The sequence below is a fragment of the Scytonema hankhaensis NUACC26 genome (assembly GCF_045865695.1).
GTDB lineage: Bacteria > Cyanobacteriota > Cyanobacteriia > Cyanobacteriales > Nostocaceae > Scytonema.
Map to the genome: position 1 here is coordinate 1 of NZ_BAACAP010000210.1, position 18,593 is coordinate 18,593.

At 40.5% G+C, this 18,593-nt stretch carries 16 protein-coding genes and 1 pseudogene; 12 read left to right on the forward strand and 5 right to left on the reverse strand.

Annotation, left to right across the window (positions count from 1 at the left end; all coding sequences use genetic code 11):
• The 5 genes and pseudogenes from ACKTT2_RS26295 to iscB form a co-directional block, all read left to right on the forward strand.
• Positions 1-580: type II toxin-antitoxin system PemK/MazF family toxin (locus ACKTT2_RS26295; RefSeq protein WP_407892112.1), on the forward strand; the 580-nt coding region annotated here is incomplete at its 5' end.
• A 4-nt stretch (positions 581-584) separates the two neighbouring features.
• Positions 585-929: pseudogene (locus tag ACKTT2_RS26300) on the forward strand (Uma2 family endonuclease); the annotation flags it as partial.
• A gap of 73 nt (positions 930-1,002) precedes the next feature.
• The gene (locus tag ACKTT2_RS26305; protein WP_407892114.1) at positions 1,003-1,692 is read left to right on the forward strand and encodes a Uma2 family endonuclease; all 690 of its coding nucleotides are present in this window, start codon (positions 1,003-1,005) and stop codon (positions 1,690-1,692) included.
• A gap of 299 nt (positions 1,693-1,991) precedes the next feature.
• Complete coding sequence (gene trxA, locus ACKTT2_RS26310) at positions 1,992-2,312, forward strand: thioredoxin (protein WP_407892116.1); 321 nt, start codon at positions 1,992-1,994, stop codon at positions 2,310-2,312.
• A gap of 285 nt (positions 2,313-2,597) precedes the next feature.
• Positions 2,598-3,971 carry an RNA-guided endonuclease IscB gene (iscB, locus tag ACKTT2_RS26315; RefSeq protein WP_407892118.1) on the forward strand — a complete coding sequence of 458 codons (1,374 nt, stop codon included), beginning with the start codon at positions 2,598-2,600 and terminating at the stop codon, positions 3,969-3,971.
• Positions 3,972-4,244: 273 nt separating this feature from the next.
• Here iscB and coaE read toward each other — a convergent pair whose 3' ends face one another.
• Positions 4,245-4,847 (reverse strand): dephospho-CoA kinase, encoded by a 603-nt coding sequence (coaE, locus tag ACKTT2_RS26320; protein WP_407892120.1) that lies wholly within the window; start codon positions 4,845-4,847, stop codon positions 4,245-4,247.
• Between the two features lie 176 nt (positions 4,848-5,023).
• Here coaE and ACKTT2_RS26325 point away from each other — a divergent pair, with 176 nt between their 5' ends.
• The 4 genes from ACKTT2_RS26325 to ACKTT2_RS26340 all read left to right on the forward strand — a co-directional run bounded on the left by ACKTT2_RS26325 (position 5,024) and on the right by ACKTT2_RS26340 (position 10,239).
• Positions 5,024-5,983: a hypothetical protein gene (locus tag ACKTT2_RS26325; RefSeq protein WP_407892122.1), complete on the forward strand. Its 960-nt coding sequence runs from the start codon at positions 5,024-5,026 to the stop codon at positions 5,981-5,983.
• Between the two features lie 187 nt (positions 5,984-6,170).
• Positions 6,171-7,103 (forward strand): DUF1822 family protein, encoded by a 933-nt coding sequence (locus ACKTT2_RS26330; RefSeq protein WP_407892124.1) that lies wholly within the window; start codon positions 6,171-6,173, stop codon positions 7,101-7,103.
• 28 nt (positions 7,104-7,131) lie between these two features.
• Entirely contained in the window at positions 7,132-9,432 is a 2,301-nt protein-coding gene (locus ACKTT2_RS26335; protein ID WP_407892126.1) for a CHASE2 domain-containing protein, read from the forward strand.
• Between the two features lie 78 nt (positions 9,433-9,510).
• Entirely contained in the window at positions 9,511-10,239 is a 729-nt protein-coding gene (locus tag ACKTT2_RS26340) for a DUF928 domain-containing protein (protein WP_407892127.1), read from the forward strand.
• 261 nt (positions 10,240-10,500) lie between these two features.
• Here ACKTT2_RS26340 and ACKTT2_RS26345 read toward each other — a convergent pair whose 3' ends face one another.
• The 4 genes from ACKTT2_RS26345 to ACKTT2_RS26360 are packed head-to-tail and all read right to left on the reverse strand — an operon-like array spanning position 10,501 to position 16,297.
• The gene (locus tag ACKTT2_RS26345) at positions 10,501-11,262 is read right to left on the reverse strand and encodes a peptidylprolyl isomerase (RefSeq protein ID WP_407892129.1); all 762 of its coding nucleotides are present in this window, start codon (positions 11,260-11,262) and stop codon (positions 10,501-10,503) included.
• Positions 11,263-11,310: 48 nt separating this feature from the next.
• Complete coding sequence (locus tag ACKTT2_RS26350; RefSeq protein WP_407892131.1) at positions 11,311-12,861, reverse strand: beta-barrel domain-containing protein; 1,551 nt, start codon at positions 12,859-12,861, stop codon at positions 11,311-11,313.
• Between the two features lie 21 nt (positions 12,862-12,882).
• Positions 12,883-15,636 (reverse strand): peptidase domain-containing ABC transporter, encoded by a 2,754-nt coding sequence (locus ACKTT2_RS26355; protein WP_407892133.1) that lies wholly within the window; start codon positions 15,634-15,636, stop codon positions 12,883-12,885.
• Positions 15,637-15,664: 28 nt separating this feature from the next.
• On the reverse strand, positions 15,665-16,297 hold the full coding sequence (locus ACKTT2_RS26360) for a helix-turn-helix domain-containing protein (protein WP_407892259.1): 633 nt from the start codon (positions 16,295-16,297) through the stop codon (positions 15,665-15,667).
• A 381-nt stretch (positions 16,298-16,678) separates the two neighbouring features.
• On the opposite strand from ACKTT2_RS26360, the gene ACKTT2_RS26365 reads away from it, so the two are divergent.
• The 3 genes from ACKTT2_RS26365 (at position 16,679) to ACKTT2_RS26375 (ending at position 18,510) form a co-directional block, all read left to right on the forward strand.
• A complete protein-coding gene (locus ACKTT2_RS26365) occupies positions 16,679-16,915 on the forward strand; it encodes a hypothetical protein (protein ID WP_407892135.1) in 237 nt (78 codons plus the stop codon).
• Between the two features lie 500 nt (positions 16,916-17,415).
• Positions 17,416-17,763, forward strand: coding sequence for a hypothetical protein (locus tag ACKTT2_RS26370; RefSeq protein WP_407892137.1), 348 nt, complete (start codon positions 17,416-17,418; stop codon positions 17,761-17,763).
• Positions 17,764-17,772: 9 nt separating this feature from the next.
• A complete protein-coding gene (locus ACKTT2_RS26375; protein WP_407892139.1) occupies positions 17,773-18,510 on the forward strand; it encodes a peptidylprolyl isomerase in 738 nt (245 codons plus the stop codon).
• Positions 18,511-18,593: the final 83 nt, after the last annotated feature.

Consider the following 18,593-nt stretch of genomic DNA (forward strand, 5'->3'; position numbering starts at 1 on the left):
AGGTTGGATCTATTCCATAAATCCCTATAGGGTATCTCTTCGTTGCAAACTGGGTCATGTCCATATTTATAATTTAGATGGGCCAGGTGAAGTAGGATGTCAAACTTGTAGCGAGAATATTAATTCAAGTAGGGTTTTTAGAGGGCTACATCCTTATGTCATCTGGACAAGCGATCGATTTCAAGATGAATCTGGATATATAGCAACTTTTTCTGTCATTCCTCTGACTTCACAAACCACATTTAACGGTTTACCAACCACATATCCAATTAACTCTACAAGTAGAAATGGTCTTGATAAAAATTCTTACGCTTTGGTTCATCAAATATGTAGTGTTGATGCTAATTGCTTTAAAGACTTATCAACCAATTGGTTAAATAGAATTGGACAATTAGATAAACCAGATAAAGAAGCTATAGAAGAACGTTTAAAGTATTTTTTGAACATTCAAGAGAATCCTAGTGAGGACTGGTTTGCTCAAAATGCGTCTCCAGAACTTCTAAAAAAAGTCTTTGATTATCTACCTGAAGATACAAAGAGTTTAGCAGTAGAAGAATTAATCAACTATTTAGGCTCATAATAAAATTGAAGGCGTACCAGAGTTAGTTGGAGAAGTTGCAGCAAGTAGCTCATCAATTGATATGTATGATAAAAAGTGGGTATACCGTCGCAATGGCATACAAGAGTATATTGTCTGGCAAGTTTTGGACAATAAATTCAACTGGTTCAGCTTGCAAAACGGGGAATATATTCCACTGGAAGTAGATACAAATGGAATTATCAAAAGTCAAGTTTTTCCCGGTTTGTGGTTAGCTGTGTCAGATCTCCTAACAGGAAATATGGTTCAAGTTCTAGCTGTACTACAGCAAGGAATAAATTCTTCGGAACACGTCGCTTTTATCCAAAAGTTGCTACAGCATCCTCAGTAAAAATATAAAGGACAAGGGAAAGAAGTACCGTGCTACATTTAAGCTAACGCCTTGCAAAACGAGGAACCCATACATGACACCTTCTGTGAAGCATGGTTCAACTGTAGGTAAAATACCTCCTTTAGAAAGTGGCGATCGCCTCACACGCCCTGAATTTGAGCGTCGTTATACGGCAAGGCCGCATGTGAAGAAAGCAGAATTAATAGAAGGAGTTGTTTACGTGGCGTCCCCCCTAAGATTCAAAAGTCATGGACAACCTCATGGAGATCTGATTGTTTGGTTGGGGAATTACAAAGTTGCTACTCCAGGATTGGATTTAGCTGATAATGCCACAGTTCGCTTAGATTTGGATAATGAACCACAGCCTGATGTTGTGCTTTTAATTGACAGTAAATTAGGGGGACAAGCACGCATTAGTGACGATGATTATATTGAAGGCGCACCAGAATTAGTTGCAGAAATTGCAGCAAGTAGCTCATCAATCGATATGCACGATAAAAAGTGGGTATATCGTCGCAATGGTGTACAAGAATATATTGTCTGGCAGGTTTTGGACAATAAATTCAACTGGTTCAGCTTGCAAAACGGGGAATATGTCCCTCTGGAAGCAGATGCAAATGGAATCATCAAAAGTCTGATTTTTCCCGGTTTGTGGTTGGCTGTGTCAGATCTCCTAATAGGAAATATGGTTCAAGTTCTAGCGGTGCTACAGCAAGGGGTAAAGTCTTCAGAACACGTCGCTTTTATCCAAAAGTTGCTGTAGTAAAATTGGGATGCTCCCGCAATGCTTCTGCTATGCGCCGAGCTTCCAAGCGATCGACGCCAAGGAAATCTGCAAACCGCCCTTCAGTAATGAGTCCCCGATCTAAAGCCTCAATTGCAAGATGCTGATAATGAATGGGTACTATATCAGTGTGCTGTTGAATTTCATCAAAACTTAGTTCTTGTTGTGCCTTCTTTTTAGAAAAATAGCGCTCAAATTAAAATCCATCTTCAAGTTGCTTTATACTAACTTTTATGAACTATATACAATATTTAAAGCCTCAATAAAAAGGAGTATCAATGAAAACAGTTGAATACATCGCTGAACCAGAATTTGATTCACTTTTAAAAGCCAACGGACTAGTTGTGTTTGACTTTACGGCAACATGGTGTGGACCTTGTAAGATGATTGCTCCTCTAATGGATAAATTGGCTGAAGAATATGAAGACCGTGCAAAAGTAGTCAAGGTAGACCTTGACCAGAACCAAAGCCTTGCTAAAAGGTTGGGCATTCGCAGTATTCCCACAGTCATGATTTACAAAAATGGAACTCTCATGGAAACCATTGTTGGGGTAACCCCTTATGAAACATTCACAACAGCTCTAACAAAGCTGCTTTAATGCCAGGTATAGACCAACCCAGTGAGAAGTTCGTGAAACGGAGCAATTCGTAGTTAATCGGAGTAATTCGATTAACTGACTTCACCAAGACTCAGTGTAGAACTGTTCATTCTACATTATCCTTTTGGATTTAAGTCCGCTTAAGAGTGATGACTCAATGAGGTTAGCCAGCCTCAAGCGTCGGGGAAGGAACATGGCTGCATCACGACAGTGCAAAACCATAACCTAATGTGAAGCTCTTAAGCCGTGTCAAGGCAAACTATACCCCAATTGGGAGTTAATCAAATGATTACCAACTCTGTATTCGTTCTGAGTAAAAATGGAAAAATACTAAAACCGACAACACCAGTTAGAGCTAGGATTCTACAATCCCAAAGCAAGGCTAAAACACTTAAACTATTCCCATTTACTATAATTCTGGATAAGGAGGTTGATGAAAATGTAGAACCTTATTTAGAATTACGAATTGACCCCGGTTCAAAATTTACAGGCATGACACTCGTAGACTTAAATAAAAATGAAGTAGTCTGGGCAATGGAACTGGAACACCGGGGATTAGCCATAAAAATGGATTTAATCAAAAGAGCAGGCGTTCGACGTTCTAGAAGGTCAAGAAGACTTCGTTATCGCAAAAAGAGATTTGACCGCAAAAAGCCACAAGGTTGGTTACCACCATCTTTAAGACATCGGTTGTTAACTACCCAAACTTGGATTAAACGATTACTTGAAGTTGCACCAATTAAATCGATAGCAATAGAATCTGTGAAATTCGATTTGCAAAAAATGGAGACACCAGATATCGAGGGGATTGAATATCAGCAAGGTACGTTATTCGGCTACACTCTACGCGAAGCACTGCTAGAACACTGGGGAAGAGAATGTGTTTATTGTGGCAAGACGGATGTGCCACTGCAAATAGAACACATCAATGCATACTCTAACGGAGGTAGCGACCGATTCTCAAATCTCACATTATCCTGTGAAAAATGTAACCAAAAAAAAGGGGATAAGCCAGTAGAACAATTTCTCAAAGATCAACCCGAAATTCTCCAAAAAATTAAAGCACACCAAAAAAAATCATTATCAGATGCAGCTGCTGTTAACTCTACTCGTAAAGCAATATTTGAAATGGCACAGCAATTCGGATTACCTGTAATTAGTGGTGATGGTGCATCTACTAAGATGATTAGGATTAAAAGTGGATTACCCAAAGCCCACTGGATTGATAGCTCGTGTGTGGCAACCGACCAAATTGTTAAATTGCGAATCTGCCAACCATTACGAGTTACTTGTACTGGACATGGGACAAGACAAGTTCAAAGGGTTAATGCGAGTGGCTTTCCTGCCATAGCCAGCATTAAAAAGAATCCGATGACTGGTAAAAAAGAAGTTAAGCTAGTTAGCAAAAATCAGAAATACACTCATGCAACAGCAGGTGATTATGTTGTTTGCACTTTACTAAAAGATCGCAAACACGTCAAATCAGGAATTTATTGCGCCAGAGTTAAAACGCCTACTCAAAAAGGAGTGGAAGTCTTAATTAGCGGTCATCGTATTGCCGTAGATCGACAGTACATTAAACTAGTTCATCGCGATGACGGCTATGAATACAGTTTTACTGCGATTTCTACCGATTTACTACGTTTTAACGCTATTTAATAACATGACATTAAGTTCTGGTGCCCCTGGGTAGAAAAAACGGACATTACCAAGCAGAGCTAAAAGCTGTATCCACTTTTGTAGCGATTTTTTCTGGGTTGTTGAAGTATAAATATTAGCGCAATTCTGTTATTTAGGACGGATATTTTCCTGAGATTTATGGTCTCCAGACTTTTCCAAGAAATAAATTATCTTCATCTTGTGGTGCGGGCGTCCTCGCCCGCCTATTCTATAGTCCGCGTCGGCGGACGAGCGTTTGTACAGCTGCGAATTCTATTCGCCAGGTATTTTTACATTTATAAAAGCTTGCTCCACCTGCTTTGTAAGCCTTTCCAAGGTGGAAGAGTTGTCTAAAACCACATTTGCCTTCGCAGCTTTCTCTGCTATTGGCATTTGGCTGTGAATCCTAGCTTGTGCTTCCTCTAATGTTAATTTGTTCCGTTGCATCAATCTTTCTAATTGCTGTTCCTCAGAACAACTCACTACCCAGATTTCTGTTACTAAATCTGTCATTCTCGCTTCAAATAGTAAAGGGACAACTAACACTAATATTTGTGCAGGAGATATGGCTATTTCTTGGAGGAAGCGATCGCGCACGTAAGGATGGATCGAATTCTCTACCCATTTGCGCTCCTCTTGATTGTTAAAAATTATCTCACCCAGTTTCTGACGGTTAAGACTGCCATCTGCAAGTAAAATTTGTTCTCCGTAACGTTGGGCGATCGCCTGAAGAATTGGCGAACCTATAGATACCGCCTCTCTAGCATAAATATCTGCATCTAAAACAGGTACATTGCAAGCACTAGCCAAATAATTAGCAACAGTGCTTTTGCCTGTGGCTATCCCACCAGTTAATCCAATAATATGTTTAATCATCCATTCAAATCCACTTTTCAGAGTTCATTTTAGAATTGATGTTCCCCACCTCGTAGATTATCTTTATCCAAAATATTAATTTTCGTAACTAAATACATAATTATTAGTTGCTTAGACTGAGTTAAACATAAAGTCTACAACGATCGCCCATTGCTTCACTCTCGTTATTCAAACACATGAAAACACAAGGGAACGCTCTACTGACGGGTTCTCCCAAGGGTAGAACTTTGATAAGTATTGACGAGCGCCTCGAACAAGAGGTTATACAAGCACAACAACAGGTTCCTCAGTCTCAAGAGCGACAGTTGATGTTAACTCGTCTTGTTGATGAAATACTGCGATCGCGCAGAGTAGCTCGTTTACCTGTCAGTCAACCTCTATTTGGTATTTACAAGGATATTTATGAGCGAGCATGGCTACAACTTTTACAGTATTTAAGCGAAGAACTTGACAATTACAACCCAATACACCTTTCTGTAAGAGTGTGGGTTAACAACCTGCGAGATAGAGCATTTCAAAAAATCTTAGATAACGAACAACTCAAGAATATGGCACTAGAAGCCCAAAAGCATCCACATCATACTGAGTTACATCAGTATGCATTAGGGGAACTGGTTGAGGCAATTCGGTTATCAGGCAAACTTGCTCATCCGCATCAAATGAGGTTTTCGTCACCGCATTTCTATAAATTAGTTTATGAAGAAGCCGTTAACAAAACCTTAGCCTACATCTGCCGCAAAATTCACACTTACGACCCAGAGCGAGGTGATAAAAAATTTATGAACTGGGTTAATTTTCGTTTGGATAGAAGTGTTATAGAATTATATCATGAATTTAGCAACCCCACTATCAGCCAATTACCTGCTATCTCTGATTTAGAAAGAATATTACAGCAGGAAAAACCACCCTCATTATTTGAAATTGTTCGCGAAAGAATAGAAGAAGATGCAGATAATGTTTTTAAAAAAGCGTCTATCAGACATAGACCAGATGCTAATTTTCAAGCTATAGCCTTGGCAAGGTTATCTGGTAAAACCTGGGAAGAAATTTCAACATCATTTAAAATTTCCATACCAACTTTAAGCGTTTTCTTCCAACGCTGTTGCCAAAAATTCTACTCCCAGTTAAGGCAATAATTCCCACAATTTTAGAGAGATATCCACAATAAGGTTATACCATTTTGGATTTTAGAGTTTGGATGCGTGGATTGGGAATAAGTTCTCAGACAAAAGTCTGTATATTTCATTACTATTTAAGTTAGTATATAACATCTTGAGTGCGCGTTCGCTTATATTTCCTAGATTTGCACAAATTTTACAAGATATGCCTACTTCTATTCATTCAGCAACCACCCCCGATCTAGAACCTTGGACTTTCACAGTACCACTGACTTTGAAAGCTCATTCGCTAGCGGAACAATTCCGCTGTTACCAATCCAATCCTGACAAAGGCAAACAGGTCTATCTCAACACCCTAGCAGTTTATGCAGTGAATAATTATTTACAGTGTCGGGGATTTGAGACAGATTGGGAGCAAAGCGACAGTTGGAATTCCACCATGCAAACACTGATGGATGTTGCCGATCTGGGAGTGAAAAATTATGGCAAGTTGGAGTGCAGACCTGTATTGCCAAAAGCAAAGACTCTTTACATTCCACCAGAGGTGTGGTTAGAACGAATTGGTTATATTGCCGTACAGATTGAGGAATCATTGAGGGAAGCAACGGTGCTAGGATTTGTCGATAAAGCGACAAAGTCGCAGCTACCCCTGATCCAATTGCGTTCTCTTAGCGAGTTACCGGGGTATTTGAATAAAATGAGACCCGTGGTTAACCTGAGCCAATGGCTTGAGAGTCTATTTGAGACTGGTTGGCAAACTGTGGAGGCGATTTTAGCTCCAAACCCGACCGATCTGGCTTTTAGCTTTAGAAGTCTTCCCCAAGCATACGTAAGTCGGTGCAAACTGATAGAGTTGGGAAGCTTAGAACAAGCAGTAGTTATGATGGTCACCGTTGCTGGAAAATCTCAGAAAGAAATTGACATTGCTGTGGAAGTGCAGCCGCCAAAAGGTCAAACATATCTTCTCACCAATCTACAGTTGATGGTGTTGAATGAAAAGGGAGAAGTTGTGATGGATATTCAAGCGGGAAGCAATAACAAGACGATTGAATTGGAGTTTAGCGGACAAGTCGGAGACTGTTTTGGTGTTAAGGTAACTCAAGGTAATGTCAGCGTCATTGAAAATTTTGTCGTTTAAGTAGCAGTACTATTGTGCTTGAGTCGTGATGGCAAAGTTAATTGTCCTCAAGTTAGATGGTGATTTTTCACAGGGCTTTCGGGCAACCTTAGAAATAGGGTTAGAAGGTGAACGCCCTGAGGTGGAGACGATGGGTAATTTGCCTCCCGCAACTGAACTTGTAGAACAGTATACGAGCTGGCAGTCAACTTATCGCAGTTTGGGGAAAGTAACCCGCGTTATTAAACCGAAAAGAGCTAAGATAGATGGTTCCTTAAAAAAGGGGAGGGAGGAGTGCCGTCTCAAAGCCTTGGAGTTAAGCAATCAACTCAATATCTGGCTGAAAGTTGAGTCGTTTTTCCCAATTCGGGACAAGTTGCTAGAAACTGCGAGTACATCTCAACAAGTACGAGTGATGATTCGTGCAGAGAATCAACAAATTTGGCACTTACCCTGGCATCAATGGGATTTATTGGAACGCTACAGCCAAGTGGAAATTGGATTCAGTACTCTAAATTCCGAACCACCTCCAAAGCGAGAAAGGTTTGACCGCGAGCATCAATTAAGAATATTAGCGATTTTGGGTAATAGCGAAGGTATTCAGGTTGAGGAAGACAGACAACAACTGTTGAATTTTCTCGGTGCAGAAGTCACATTTCTGGTGGAACCACAACGCCAAGAGTTAAACGACCGGCTTTGGGAACAACGCTGGGATATTTTATTTTTTGCAGGTCACAGTTGGACGGAGGGTGAAACGGGTCAAATATGTCTCAATCAAACCGATAGTTTCAGCCTTGATGAACTTAAATATGCTTTGAAAAAAGCAGTTAGCAGTGGGTTGCAGTTAGCCATTTTTAACTCTTGTGATGGCTTGGGATTGGCAAACGAGCTAAAAAAAATTCACATCCCACAAATGATTGTGATGCGTGAGCCAGTACCAGACCTCGTAGCACAAACGTTTTTGAAGTATTTTCTTCAGGGGTTTGCCTGTGGCAAGTCTTTTTATATAGCGGTTCAGGAAGCGCGACAAAGATTGCAAGGTCTAGAAGATGAATTTCCTTGTGCTAGTTGGTTACCAATTATTTGTCAAAATTCAGTAACGGTGTCTCTGTCATGGTCAAAGTTACTTGTTTGCGCAAAGGCGCGTCCAAAAATGACCTTTTGGAGTCGTTGGCAAACAGTTTTCCTGACAAGTTTGTTTGTAACTGGCTTAGTTATCGGAGCGCGATCGCTAGGCGTATTGCAACCGATAGAGTTAGAGAGTTATGACCGGATTCTTAGCCAACGTCCGCCGGAATTACCAGATGCTCGCCTCCTAATAGTAGGAGCTGATGAAGCAGATATTCAAAAATATAAGTACCCGCTTCCTGATGCTGTCCTCGCTCAGGCGATCGCAAAGCTGGAACAGTATGGAGCTGTAGCAATTGGTCTTGATATCTTTCGCGACCAACCCGTACCGGACGGTCATGAGTTACTAGTTGCCCAGTTACAGAAAAAAACACGTCTGTTTACTGTATGCGCGTTTGGTACCAGTCAAGAAAAGGCTGTTGCACCTCCGCCCGACAGCCCAGATGGAAAAGTAGGTTTTAATGATTTAGAACAAGATGCAGACAATACCGTTCGTCGCCATCTTCTATCCCGTACTCCCAATGAAATATCCTCCTGCAACACGGGCTATTCCTTCAGCTTACAACTAGCAAATCAATATCTGGAAGCACAAACAAAGCCTATATCAGCAACGATCGCTTTACAGAAAGACTGGCAGTTCGATCGAGTCGTCTTGAAAAATTTAGAACCGCGTAGTGGAGGGTATCAAAACCTGGATGCACGGGGAAATCAAATCTTAATAAATTACCGTGCTACGGATCGGATTGCCCAACATACTGTCACGATTAAGGAAATTTTAACTGGAAAGTTAAAATCTGAGTGGGTGAAGAATCGTGTCGTTCTTATTGGTGTCACCGCCGTCAGTGTTCAAGACGAGCACAACACCCCTTACGGCAAAATGCGAGGTTTGGAAGTTCATGCACATATGGTGAGTCAGATTCTCAGCGCAGTGGAGGATGGACGCCCTTTAATTTGGTGGTTACCTCAATGGGGTGATGCACTTTGGGTTTGGGTTTGGTCGCTAACGGGTGGAGTACTTGTTTGGCAGGTGCGTGTTCGTAGTACCCGCCCTGTAGTAAGACGACTGTACCTAGTGCTAGTACTTAGTATATCTGTTACTTTTGTATATGGGATATGCTGGGTTTTCTTGTTACAGGGTGGCTGGCTCCCGCTTGTCCCGGCGGTATTAGCTCTAGTGAGTACGGGTGGAATTATAGCCTGCATTTCATTTCAATCTCTATAATGAGCAATTCTAACCAACAGATCCTGTCATAAATATTTTTGTCTCACGCAAAGGCGCAAAGGCGCAAAGAGTAAAGCAATGATCGATCTATCAACTATCAAATTTGCCTTTGTCACTATTTTAGCGATCGCCTTGAGCGCAAGCTATGAGAATAATAGCTTGGCTAGCCCAATACTGAAATCGAAATTGTTTAGTTTACAAAAGATCGCTGCTTTGCCACCAGCGCCCGATCGAGGTACCCCTGATGGTCAACGAACACCTGGTGGAACTCGTACTCCTGATGGAAAGGTGGATGGAAAGATAGGAGCTTGCAAGCCGACTGATAAACTGCTGACTGCCTTGGTTCCTGAAAATGGTAATGGTTTAACAACAGTTGAGCATCCTGTCTTGTGGTTTTATATTCCCTATGCTCCCGAAGACGTACACGCCATTGAGTTTTCACTGCACGATTGGGAGGAGACGACTACCCTCTACCGAATTCCCCTCCAACTGACGAAAACACCAGGAATATTTAGCATATCCTTGCCGCCAAATCCAGAAAAAGCTTTAAAACTTAATGAACCCTACCACTGGTACTTTAAAGTGAATTGCGATCCTCAAGAAAAGCCTGAAAATGAAATTGTTCTAGATGGTTGGGTGACACGAGTTCAGCCAAACATAAATCAAACTACATGGTACGATCGGCTGACAGATTTAGCTAAACGCCTTTTCTCCAATCCCAAAAATTCTCAAATTAAGAAAGATTGGGAGGAATTTTTGAAATCTGTAGGTTTGGAAGGACTAGCACAAGCACCTATTGCTAAGTAAATGGTAATTGGTTAATTTGTGGAATATTGCATAAAAATTTGGCATTTTGAGTGGAGTTATAGATAGGAGAGCGAGGCAGCTAAACCCTTGTTTTCAGCCATTCTTTGAAGAGCGATTCATATCATGACTTTTGATTACGAATTACGAATTACGAATTACGAATTATGCTGTTGGGGGTGAGGGCAGAGTGGCAAGAGTGTAAAATTGGGATGCTCCCCTCCTTTAGGGGTAGCATGAGCTTAAATTTTTGCTTGAAATTGTTTAATTAGAATTTACTGGTGCATCTGAATTCAAATTCATTATGACTTCCATATTTTCTACTTGTTGTTTTAACCATTTGGAAAGCAAATCTAAGAGAATTCGCTCGCGTAAGTTTTCATCTAAATTTGGTTCAACAAGTTCCTCAACAAAAATTAGGTGAACTCCTTGTGAAGTGATAATAGGTTTGAGAATTTGAGGCGGCTTGGAAGCAAAAACAGCAGCAGAAATATCAGGCTTCATCTCTTTACGACTTACCTTTCCTTGATATCCCCCAACTCGACGTAATTCTGGTTCTTGAATGTATTTTTGAGCAACTTCAGGAAAACTTATCTCATCTTCAATAAGTGCATAAAAAAGTTCCATTGCCAAATCTTCATTGTTTAACACGACTTCATAGATAAATGCGCTCATGTAATTCAACTGATTTTCTATATAAAATTGTTGAATTTTATCGGCAAATAAATGTTCTGCTAACTTGACAGAAATCACATTGATGTAAACTAATTCTTCAAAATCATCTAGTGATAGACTGTGTGTTTGCAGCCAATTCCAAGTTTGCTCTGCACCTTGGAGTTTTTTAAGAATACGAAAGTTATCTGCTGCCTGTTGAAGTTCTTCAGTTTGGAGACTAATACCTAAACTTTTGGCAGTAGACAAAATAATTTTGCGGGCGATCGTACCCTCAATGATAGTGGGAATTTGACAGGATAGTTTCAATTGATGAAAAATATCATCACGGGAAATAGAGATTGTTGTTAGCATAATAAAATCACCATTTCGTTCAGTGGGAAAGTTTGCAGATGGAAGTGTTTAAAGTTCTAAACCACCTTTTTGCAATTTTTTAAAGGGACCGAGGATAAAATCAATGACACGACGTTGCCGAACAATGACCTCTGCGGTTGCTGTCTGTCCTGGAGTTAAGGTGATACATTCCTGGGGAGAAGGAATACAAGATTGCTCCAAGGTGATTTCTAGGTCATAGGTAGCTATTTGACCCTGAGTTGTATCTGTGACCTTAGAGCTTGGTGCAATCTTGCTCAAGTGACCTACCACTATGCCGTAATCTTGAAAAGGATAGGCATCAAACTTCATTTTCACAGGCATTCCCTGATGTAAAGAACCACTCTCGCTGGTAGCCATTTGTGCCTTAAGTACTAGAGGTAGTTCTTGGGGTGCAATTTCAGCAACCATCTGACTGGGTTGTACTACAGATCCAGCCTGTTGGATAGGCATCTGAAAAATAATGCCGGTGACTGGAGTACGTATGACACGTTGCTTTAACTGCAATTTCAAAGATTGAATTTGACTTTTGCTTTGAAAAATTTCTATCTTGAGAGAACTGATTTGTGCTTCCAAGTCTTTTAATTGTTCCTCACTTCTCAATACAGCCAGTTTACTTGCTTGTACTAAGCTTTGATAACCACTTTGTTGCTCTTTGAGCCGAGATTCTGCCTGCTTGATGTCAGTAAAGGCTTGATGAATTATTTTTTGATAGCTGCCTTGTCGCTCTTTCACACGAGATTCTGCTTGGGGAATCTCGGCTTTAGATGTAGCAAGCAACTGTCGGCTTTCGTCTGCCTGCTTTTCTTTTTCAACTACTTGAATTTCTGGAACAACGCCTTCATGCCAGAGTTTGCGGTAGCGTTGGACTTCTATCATGTCTTTGACAAAACGATTATTAGCTAAGGAATAGGCAGTCTTACCAGCAGAGAGGCTAGCCTTTGCTTGCTCTATTTGCGCTAGTTTGTCTTGCTGTAAAGTGTAAGCAGTTTTGCTAGCAGTAACGCTTTGCTGCACTTGCTGAATTTGAGCTTGTTTTTCCAATTCTTGAGCTTGGTTCTGCTGTTGCTGGGTACAAATAGCAATTAGCAATTGGTTTTCGATCGACTCTAATTGTGCTAACCGATTCAATTGACCTTCTAATTTCGTTTGTATTCCCTGAAGCTCTGTACGGATTAAATCAGACTCCAATTCCAACAAAACCTGTCCTGCTTTTACAGTTTGTCCTTCTTTGACATATACACGAATGACGGTTCCAGCAACAGGAGTATCCAATCTCTGTGTTGCACCAAGAGGCTCAAGTCGCCCTCTGGCAATACCTGTCTCATCAACCTTAGACAGCATTGCCCAAGGGAGGACGATCGCTGCAAAAGCTACCAAACAATATAGAAATCCTCGCGTCCAAACTCGTGGCAATATATCAAGAAGTTCTTGGGTAGTGTAAGACCAGTCATCACTGAATGTAACTAACATTTGTGACGCTGTCTTTCCATTATGAGTGTGAGTAGAATTTGCATAATCGCGATAGTCATCAAAGTTCTGCTCTTGCCAAACATGGGAATTATTAAATACATGAGGCATATAAAAATCCAAAATCTAAAATTAGGTAACCTGTAGCTGCTGTTGATTGAGATAGTAATAATGTCCGTGCTTCATCATTAACTCGCTGTGAGTTCCACTTTCAACTAAGACACCTTTGTCTAACACCAGAATCACGTCAGCATTGCGGATAGTAGAGAGGCGATGGGCGATGATGAATGTAGTACGACCTTTGAGAATCGTATTTAAATTGGTCTGAATAATTCGCTCAGATTCAGCATCAAGATGACTTGTGGCTTCATCTAGAATCAACAAGCGCGGATTTCCTAACAGTGCACGGGCAATAGCTAATCGTTGTCTTTGCCCTCCGGATAGCATTCCTCCGTCTTCACCAATTTGAGTTTCATAGCCCATTGGCAGTTTCTGAATAAATTCATCTGCGCCTGCGAGTCGGGCTGCTTCCATTATTTCTTCTAGGCTTGCTGATGGGTAAGCAATACTAATGTTTTCACGAATAGTACCGCCAAAAAGAAACGTATGTTGATCTACAATGCCTATCTGAGAGCGAAGCGATCGCAATGACAAACTGCTAACATCATAGCCATCAATTAAAATCTTCCCTTCCGTGAGCGGATACAAACCCAAAAGCAGCTTGGAAATAGTCGTCTTGCCAGAACCGCTACGTCCTACCAGTGCTACCATTTGCCCTGGCTGTACTTGAAAACTGACATTTTCCAAAACGTTAACATCACTTTCTGGATGATAGCGAAAAGTGACTTGCTTAAAGCTAATGTGACCGTGGATGAGTGGTAAAACCTGGCGAACTTGATGTTGGAAATGCTCTTCAATTTCCGTATCAATGACATCATGAATACGCTCAAGAGAAATCACCACTTCTTGTAATTGATTCCACAATACAGTCAACCTTTGAAAGGGACTAATTACATTGCCTAGCAACATATTAAAAGCAACCAGTTGCCCTATGGTGAGTTCATTTTGAATCACTTGCCATGCCCCAAACCACAGTAAAGCTGTGGTTACAACTGCTTGGATAGTCGAGCTAACTATTTGTAGGTTGTTGCCAATCATTTGTCCGGCAAAAGTTTTTTTAATCGCTTTCCCAAAAAGTTCTTCCCAATGCCAGCGTACCATCTGTTCAACTGCCATAGACTTGATAGTACGAATACCAGTGAGGGATTGGATTAAGTAAGCAGTTTCTTCATTGGAAGCAGTAAAGATTTCACGAGAAATTCGTTTCAGAAAAGGTGTCATAATTAGAGTCATTAAGACAAATAGCGGCACGATAGCTAACACGAATACTGCCAATTTCCAACTATAGAAAAACATCAAGTTCAGGTAAATAAATACTGTTAATAAATCTAGAATAATTGATAGGATATCACCTGTAAGAAAGCGTTGAATCTTGTGATTTTCTTGTATGCGGGAGATGATATCTCCCACATAACGGGACTCAAAGAAAGAGAGGGGTAACTGGAAAGTATGGCTAATAAAACCAAGTGTTAGCGCCAAATCTATTTTGTTGGCCGTGTGACTTAAAAGATATTGCCGCAGCCCAGTCATCGCTACACGAAAAAGGCTAAAGATGAGCAGTCCTAATCCAACAGCAGTTAAAGTTAAGTTGCTACGTTGGACAACTACTCTGTCTAACAGCAATTGAGTAAACAGCGGCGTAATTAGTCCAAAAATCTGAATCAAGATTGAAGCAACAAATACTTCTATTAGTACTAGCCAGTGAGGTTTGACTAACTCCAAAAACTGCCAAAAAGGTGTGCTAGCTTCCTTTGCTTCTTTAAGCAAGGCTGAAGGTTGCAGTAACAAGGTATAGCCATTCCAACCAGCTTTGAATTCTACATAGGTAAGGGTACGTTGACCAATGGCAGGATCGACAACAATCACACGACTGCGTGTCACTTCGTAAACAACAATGTAATGTTTTCCTTCCCAATGGACAATAGCAGGTAAGGTCTGTTGTGCAAGTCGCTCGAGACTGGCTTTTACAGGACGGGCTGTCAACCCAATGCTTTCTGCTGCTACTGCCAAACCTCTCAATGATGCTCCATTTCGGTCAATATTAGCAATATCTCGCAAACGGTTCACACTAAAACTCTTACCCCAATAGCGACCAACCATCACTAAGCAAGCAGCACCGCAGTCAGATACACTCTGTTGTTGAAAGAATGGATAGTGCTTGGTAATATGCTGCCACCAATGACCTATTTTTAAAGTTGGGCTAGGAAAGTAAGCTTTAGCGATCGTGTTCTTAGGTGCTTGAACGTGTAAATTTGGACTTGCGCTTGCAAAGTATTTTTTTGACCTGTAAATTTGTTCTTCTTCTGTCTTTTTCCCCTCTACAGAAATGTCGGACAATGTAGGAGCTTTATGAGATAACTGCAAATCAAATGCTACAGCCTGCTCGTAAAGACGCTTGCGAATTATAGGATATTTACGAAATATGGCTTGCAAAATTTCGCCTTGAAAATAGACAACTTTTAGATTGACTGAAGCTCTAGCAGCATAACTTTGGAACTGCTTTTCTGGAAATAGGGATAATTCACCAAATGATTCTCCTGTACTGATAGACGCGATTAAGTTATCAGTGCGATCGAGCAGTCTAACTTTACCCTCTAAAACTATATAGATACCAGGTTTAGCTCCTACAGATTGCCAGAACCGTTTACCTGCACTTGGTTCGAGAATTTCATATTGCTTGCAGTAGCAGGATAAATCTTGTTCTGATAGAGATTGCCCTAAAACCCGGACAAGGTGTTGATGGAGATTTTGTGTAGAGACGACCATTTTACAATTCGCAAGTCAGTATAAATTTCTAATGAGTAAAATCGATGGGATTGAAAAACCAAAAAATATCAGTTAGTAATTCAGAGCGCAAATCACGAATCATAATGCTAGAGTTTTTACTGTTGTCTAGTGCAGCTACTTGTTGTGCTCCATCACCTTTGTGACGGGTAGAAAGTCCCATTGACTTCAGCAAACGGGTGATATGACAATCACTCACTTTCAACCCAAATTCTTTTTCCAGATGCTTGCTTAACCATTGTGCTGTCCAGCGTTGGAATGGATAGCCATAATCGCGAGGACTGTGGCTTACCAATTCTTTCAAACTCTCAAGATATTGCTTGTTCACTGTTTTGGGACGTCCCATTGGGCGATCGCTCCAGTGGTGCGCTTGACCCGCCTTTGCCATGCCAATCCAATACCGTGCTGTTTCTTGAGAACATCCAAGCACTTCACAAATTTGTGTCTGAGATTGTCCCATATCTGCAAGCAGCATGATTTCAATGCGGCGACGGTATTCGGGACGCAGGTCGGTTTCTAGATTCTTTACCAGCAACTTACGTTGAAAAGGTGTTAGGTATAGACTTTGCTTTTCATGGGCTATATCTGGTTGTAGAAGTTGATTAACAGGGCGGGATGTTTGTTCATATTTCTTTGAAATCATAGTCTGCACGGTTTTCAGTACCTCAGCTTAAATGCGTTAATAAGTTTTTTGAGTAAATTTGATTCAACTGCAAAAAGAAACTGGTAAACCTTTGTCTATTACTCCGAACCTATGTTAGGCAATTATGCAAAATTACAAAACTTTACACACCTAGATAACGCGGGATGCCTTTTTGCTTTAGGGCGGTTCGGGAGTAAAACAAAATGAGAGAGTTCAAAGTCTCTTTGCTTTTCAGTAACAAATATTTAAATTAGTAAAGCATAACTCAATGAATTATGCAGGGAAAATCAGTTTCAAAACCTTGAAATTTTAGTTATTGAAGTGGAATATTGAAGTAGGAATTTATCCTCCAACTACGCTAATTTAAAGGAGTTTATAGACATGGCAAGCATCAAAATTTCTGATTTACAACCTACAGATGATTTAATGTTGATTGAGTCTGAAGAAGCTCAATACATTATGGGTGGATGGAGCTTACGTAAGTGGGCGAAAGCTGCGGTAATGGCCACAACTGTAGCTGTTGCAACCGCTGCTACTATTGCGACTGGCCAGCCTGAATTTTTCTTTGGAGGGATAGCTTTAGCAGGAATTGAAGATAACGCTATTTCTAGTTCATAGTCCATTTACCTCGATTTGTGAATTTTTTTTACAATAGCAGAAAAGGAAAGGTGTGTCTTTGAGTGATATTTGGAAGCTTAAAATCAATAATTTTGTAGCTTCAAGTTTTAGGTATTGTAATAGCTAGGACTGTAAAATTCACCACTCTTTCCCCTTGTCCAAAAGCCTAATAGCGAGTGCTGCTGTTAGGCTTTCACCACTTCAATTTGTCTACTAATTCACTCAGAGCACCTGGATAGAAACAATTGTCTAAAATCTCGGTTAAGGTGTAAGGACAACTGCGAGGAACGGAGTATCACCCGAAACTTTCCACAGAAGCGACTGGCTTCGGAGTGCGTTAGGCGCTTACTCTTGATAAGTTCTTGACAAAGATTGAACTGGTTTTGCAGAAAACTCTAGGTTTTTTAGTTGAGTTATAAACAGAAGGAAGGAAAATAAGTTTAATCTTCACTTCAAACAGTCACCCGAACATTGCATTCTATTTTTGGAGAAGAAATATTATGGCTATCTTGACACTCAAAAATCTTCATTGCTTCGAGACTGAAGATTTTGCTGGAGCCGACGAACCTTACTTACGTGTTAATGGTTCAACAAAATGGAGCAGTAAAAGTTTAAATACCGGACAGGATGTTGATTTATTTGACAAGAACGGTAACCCATTGCAAATTGCTTTCAATGGACAGGCTGTTATTAGCTTATATGATAGCGATGGTAACCATTGGTACGATCGCGATGATTTTCTAGGCAGTTGGACAGTCACAAATCAAGAGATTGGGAGAGGAGACCAACTAGCCTTCTTCAATCTAGATGGAGCTAGCTATCAACTAGCATACGAAGTTACAATTTAAAAGAAAAATATGGCTGAAGTTTTACAAGTTAGAAATCAAACAATCTCAACAAACAAAGTCATCACTTTACTGGCCAATTATCAGATGTTACCACAATTTTTGTGTGAGGTCATTATAGATCAAGCTATTGCCTCCTTTACCTGTACATCTGAGGAAAAAGCTAATGCTCGCCAGCAATTTTACGAGAAGCATCAGCTGACTTCTGAGTCAGAACGTCAAGAATGGTTAGAGCTTTACGAAATGACCCAGGAAGAATTAGAATCCCTAACTACAAGAGAACTAAGAATTGAAAAATTTAAACGAGCAAGTTGGGGGTATAAACTGGGATCGTATTTCCTTAGTCGCAAGCCATCGCTAGACAAGGTCATTTATTCTTTAATTCGGACAAAAGATATAGATATTGCTAACGAACTTTATTTCCGCATTTGGGAAGGAGAGCAGTCTTTTGGTGAACTCGCCCGAGAATACTCTCAAGGTCTAGAGGCGCAAACCAACGGTTTACTTGGTCCTACCGAACTGGGTAAAGTTCCCTCAAATTTGGCTCAAATACTGTTTGTTAGTCAACCCGGTCAACTTTTGTCTCCTATTCGCTTAGGAGAATGGGTGGTTATTGTGCGACTAGAAAGATTCATACCGGCTCAGTTGAACGAAGTCATACGCCAGCAACTGCTTGATGAACTTTATAAAAGCTGGTTGCAAAAGCAACTTGTTGAATTGCTAAATGGTGGACTAATATCGCTAAACTAAGCCATTTTTAGTTGTATGACGTACACCTATTGTCCGTAACTATCTCTATTTACGTAAAACTTCAGCCTTTTACTTTTTATTCA

Coding starts and splice junctions, on each gene's coding strand:
- ACKTT2_RS26305 (WP_407892114.1), top strand. CDS start 1,003: ATGACACCTTCTGTGAAGCATGGTTCAACTGTAGGTAAAATACCTCCT.
- trxA (WP_407892116.1), top strand. CDS start 1,992: ATGAAAACAGTTGAATACATCGCTGAACCAGAATTTGATTCACTTTTA.
- iscB (WP_407892118.1), top strand. CDS start 2,598: ATGATTACCAACTCTGTATTCGTTCTGAGTAAAAATGGAAAAATACTA.
- coaE (WP_407892120.1), bottom strand. CDS start 4,847: ATGATTAAACATATTATTGGATTAACTGGTGGGATAGCCACAGGCAAA.
- ACKTT2_RS26325 (WP_407892122.1), top strand. CDS start 5,024: ATGAAAACACAAGGGAACGCTCTACTGACGGGTTCTCCCAAGGGTAGA.
- ACKTT2_RS26330 (WP_407892124.1), top strand. CDS start 6,171: ATGCCTACTTCTATTCATTCAGCAACCACCCCCGATCTAGAACCTTGG.
- ACKTT2_RS26335 (WP_407892126.1), top strand. CDS start 7,132: ATGGCAAAGTTAATTGTCCTCAAGTTAGATGGTGATTTTTCACAGGGC.
- ACKTT2_RS26340 (WP_407892127.1), top strand. CDS start 9,511: ATGATCGATCTATCAACTATCAAATTTGCCTTTGTCACTATTTTAGCG.
- ACKTT2_RS26345 (WP_407892129.1), bottom strand. CDS start 11,262: ATGCTAACAACAATCTCTATTTCCCGTGATGATATTTTTCATCAATTG.
- ACKTT2_RS26350 (WP_407892131.1), bottom strand. CDS start 12,861: ATGCCTCATGTATTTAATAATTCCCATGTTTGGCAAGAGCAGAACTTT.
- ACKTT2_RS26355 (WP_407892133.1), bottom strand. CDS start 15,636: ATGGTCGTCTCTACACAAAATCTCCATCAACACCTTGTCCGGGTTTTA.
- ACKTT2_RS26360 (WP_407892259.1), bottom strand. CDS start 16,297: ATGATTTCAAAGAAATATGAACAAACATCCCGCCCTGTTAATCAACTT.
- ACKTT2_RS26365 (WP_407892135.1), top strand. CDS start 16,679: ATGGCAAGCATCAAAATTTCTGATTTACAACCTACAGATGATTTAATG.
- ACKTT2_RS26370 (WP_407892137.1), top strand. CDS start 17,416: ATGGCTATCTTGACACTCAAAAATCTTCATTGCTTCGAGACTGAAGAT.
- ACKTT2_RS26375 (WP_407892139.1), top strand. CDS start 17,773: ATGGCTGAAGTTTTACAAGTTAGAAATCAAACAATCTCAACAAACAAA.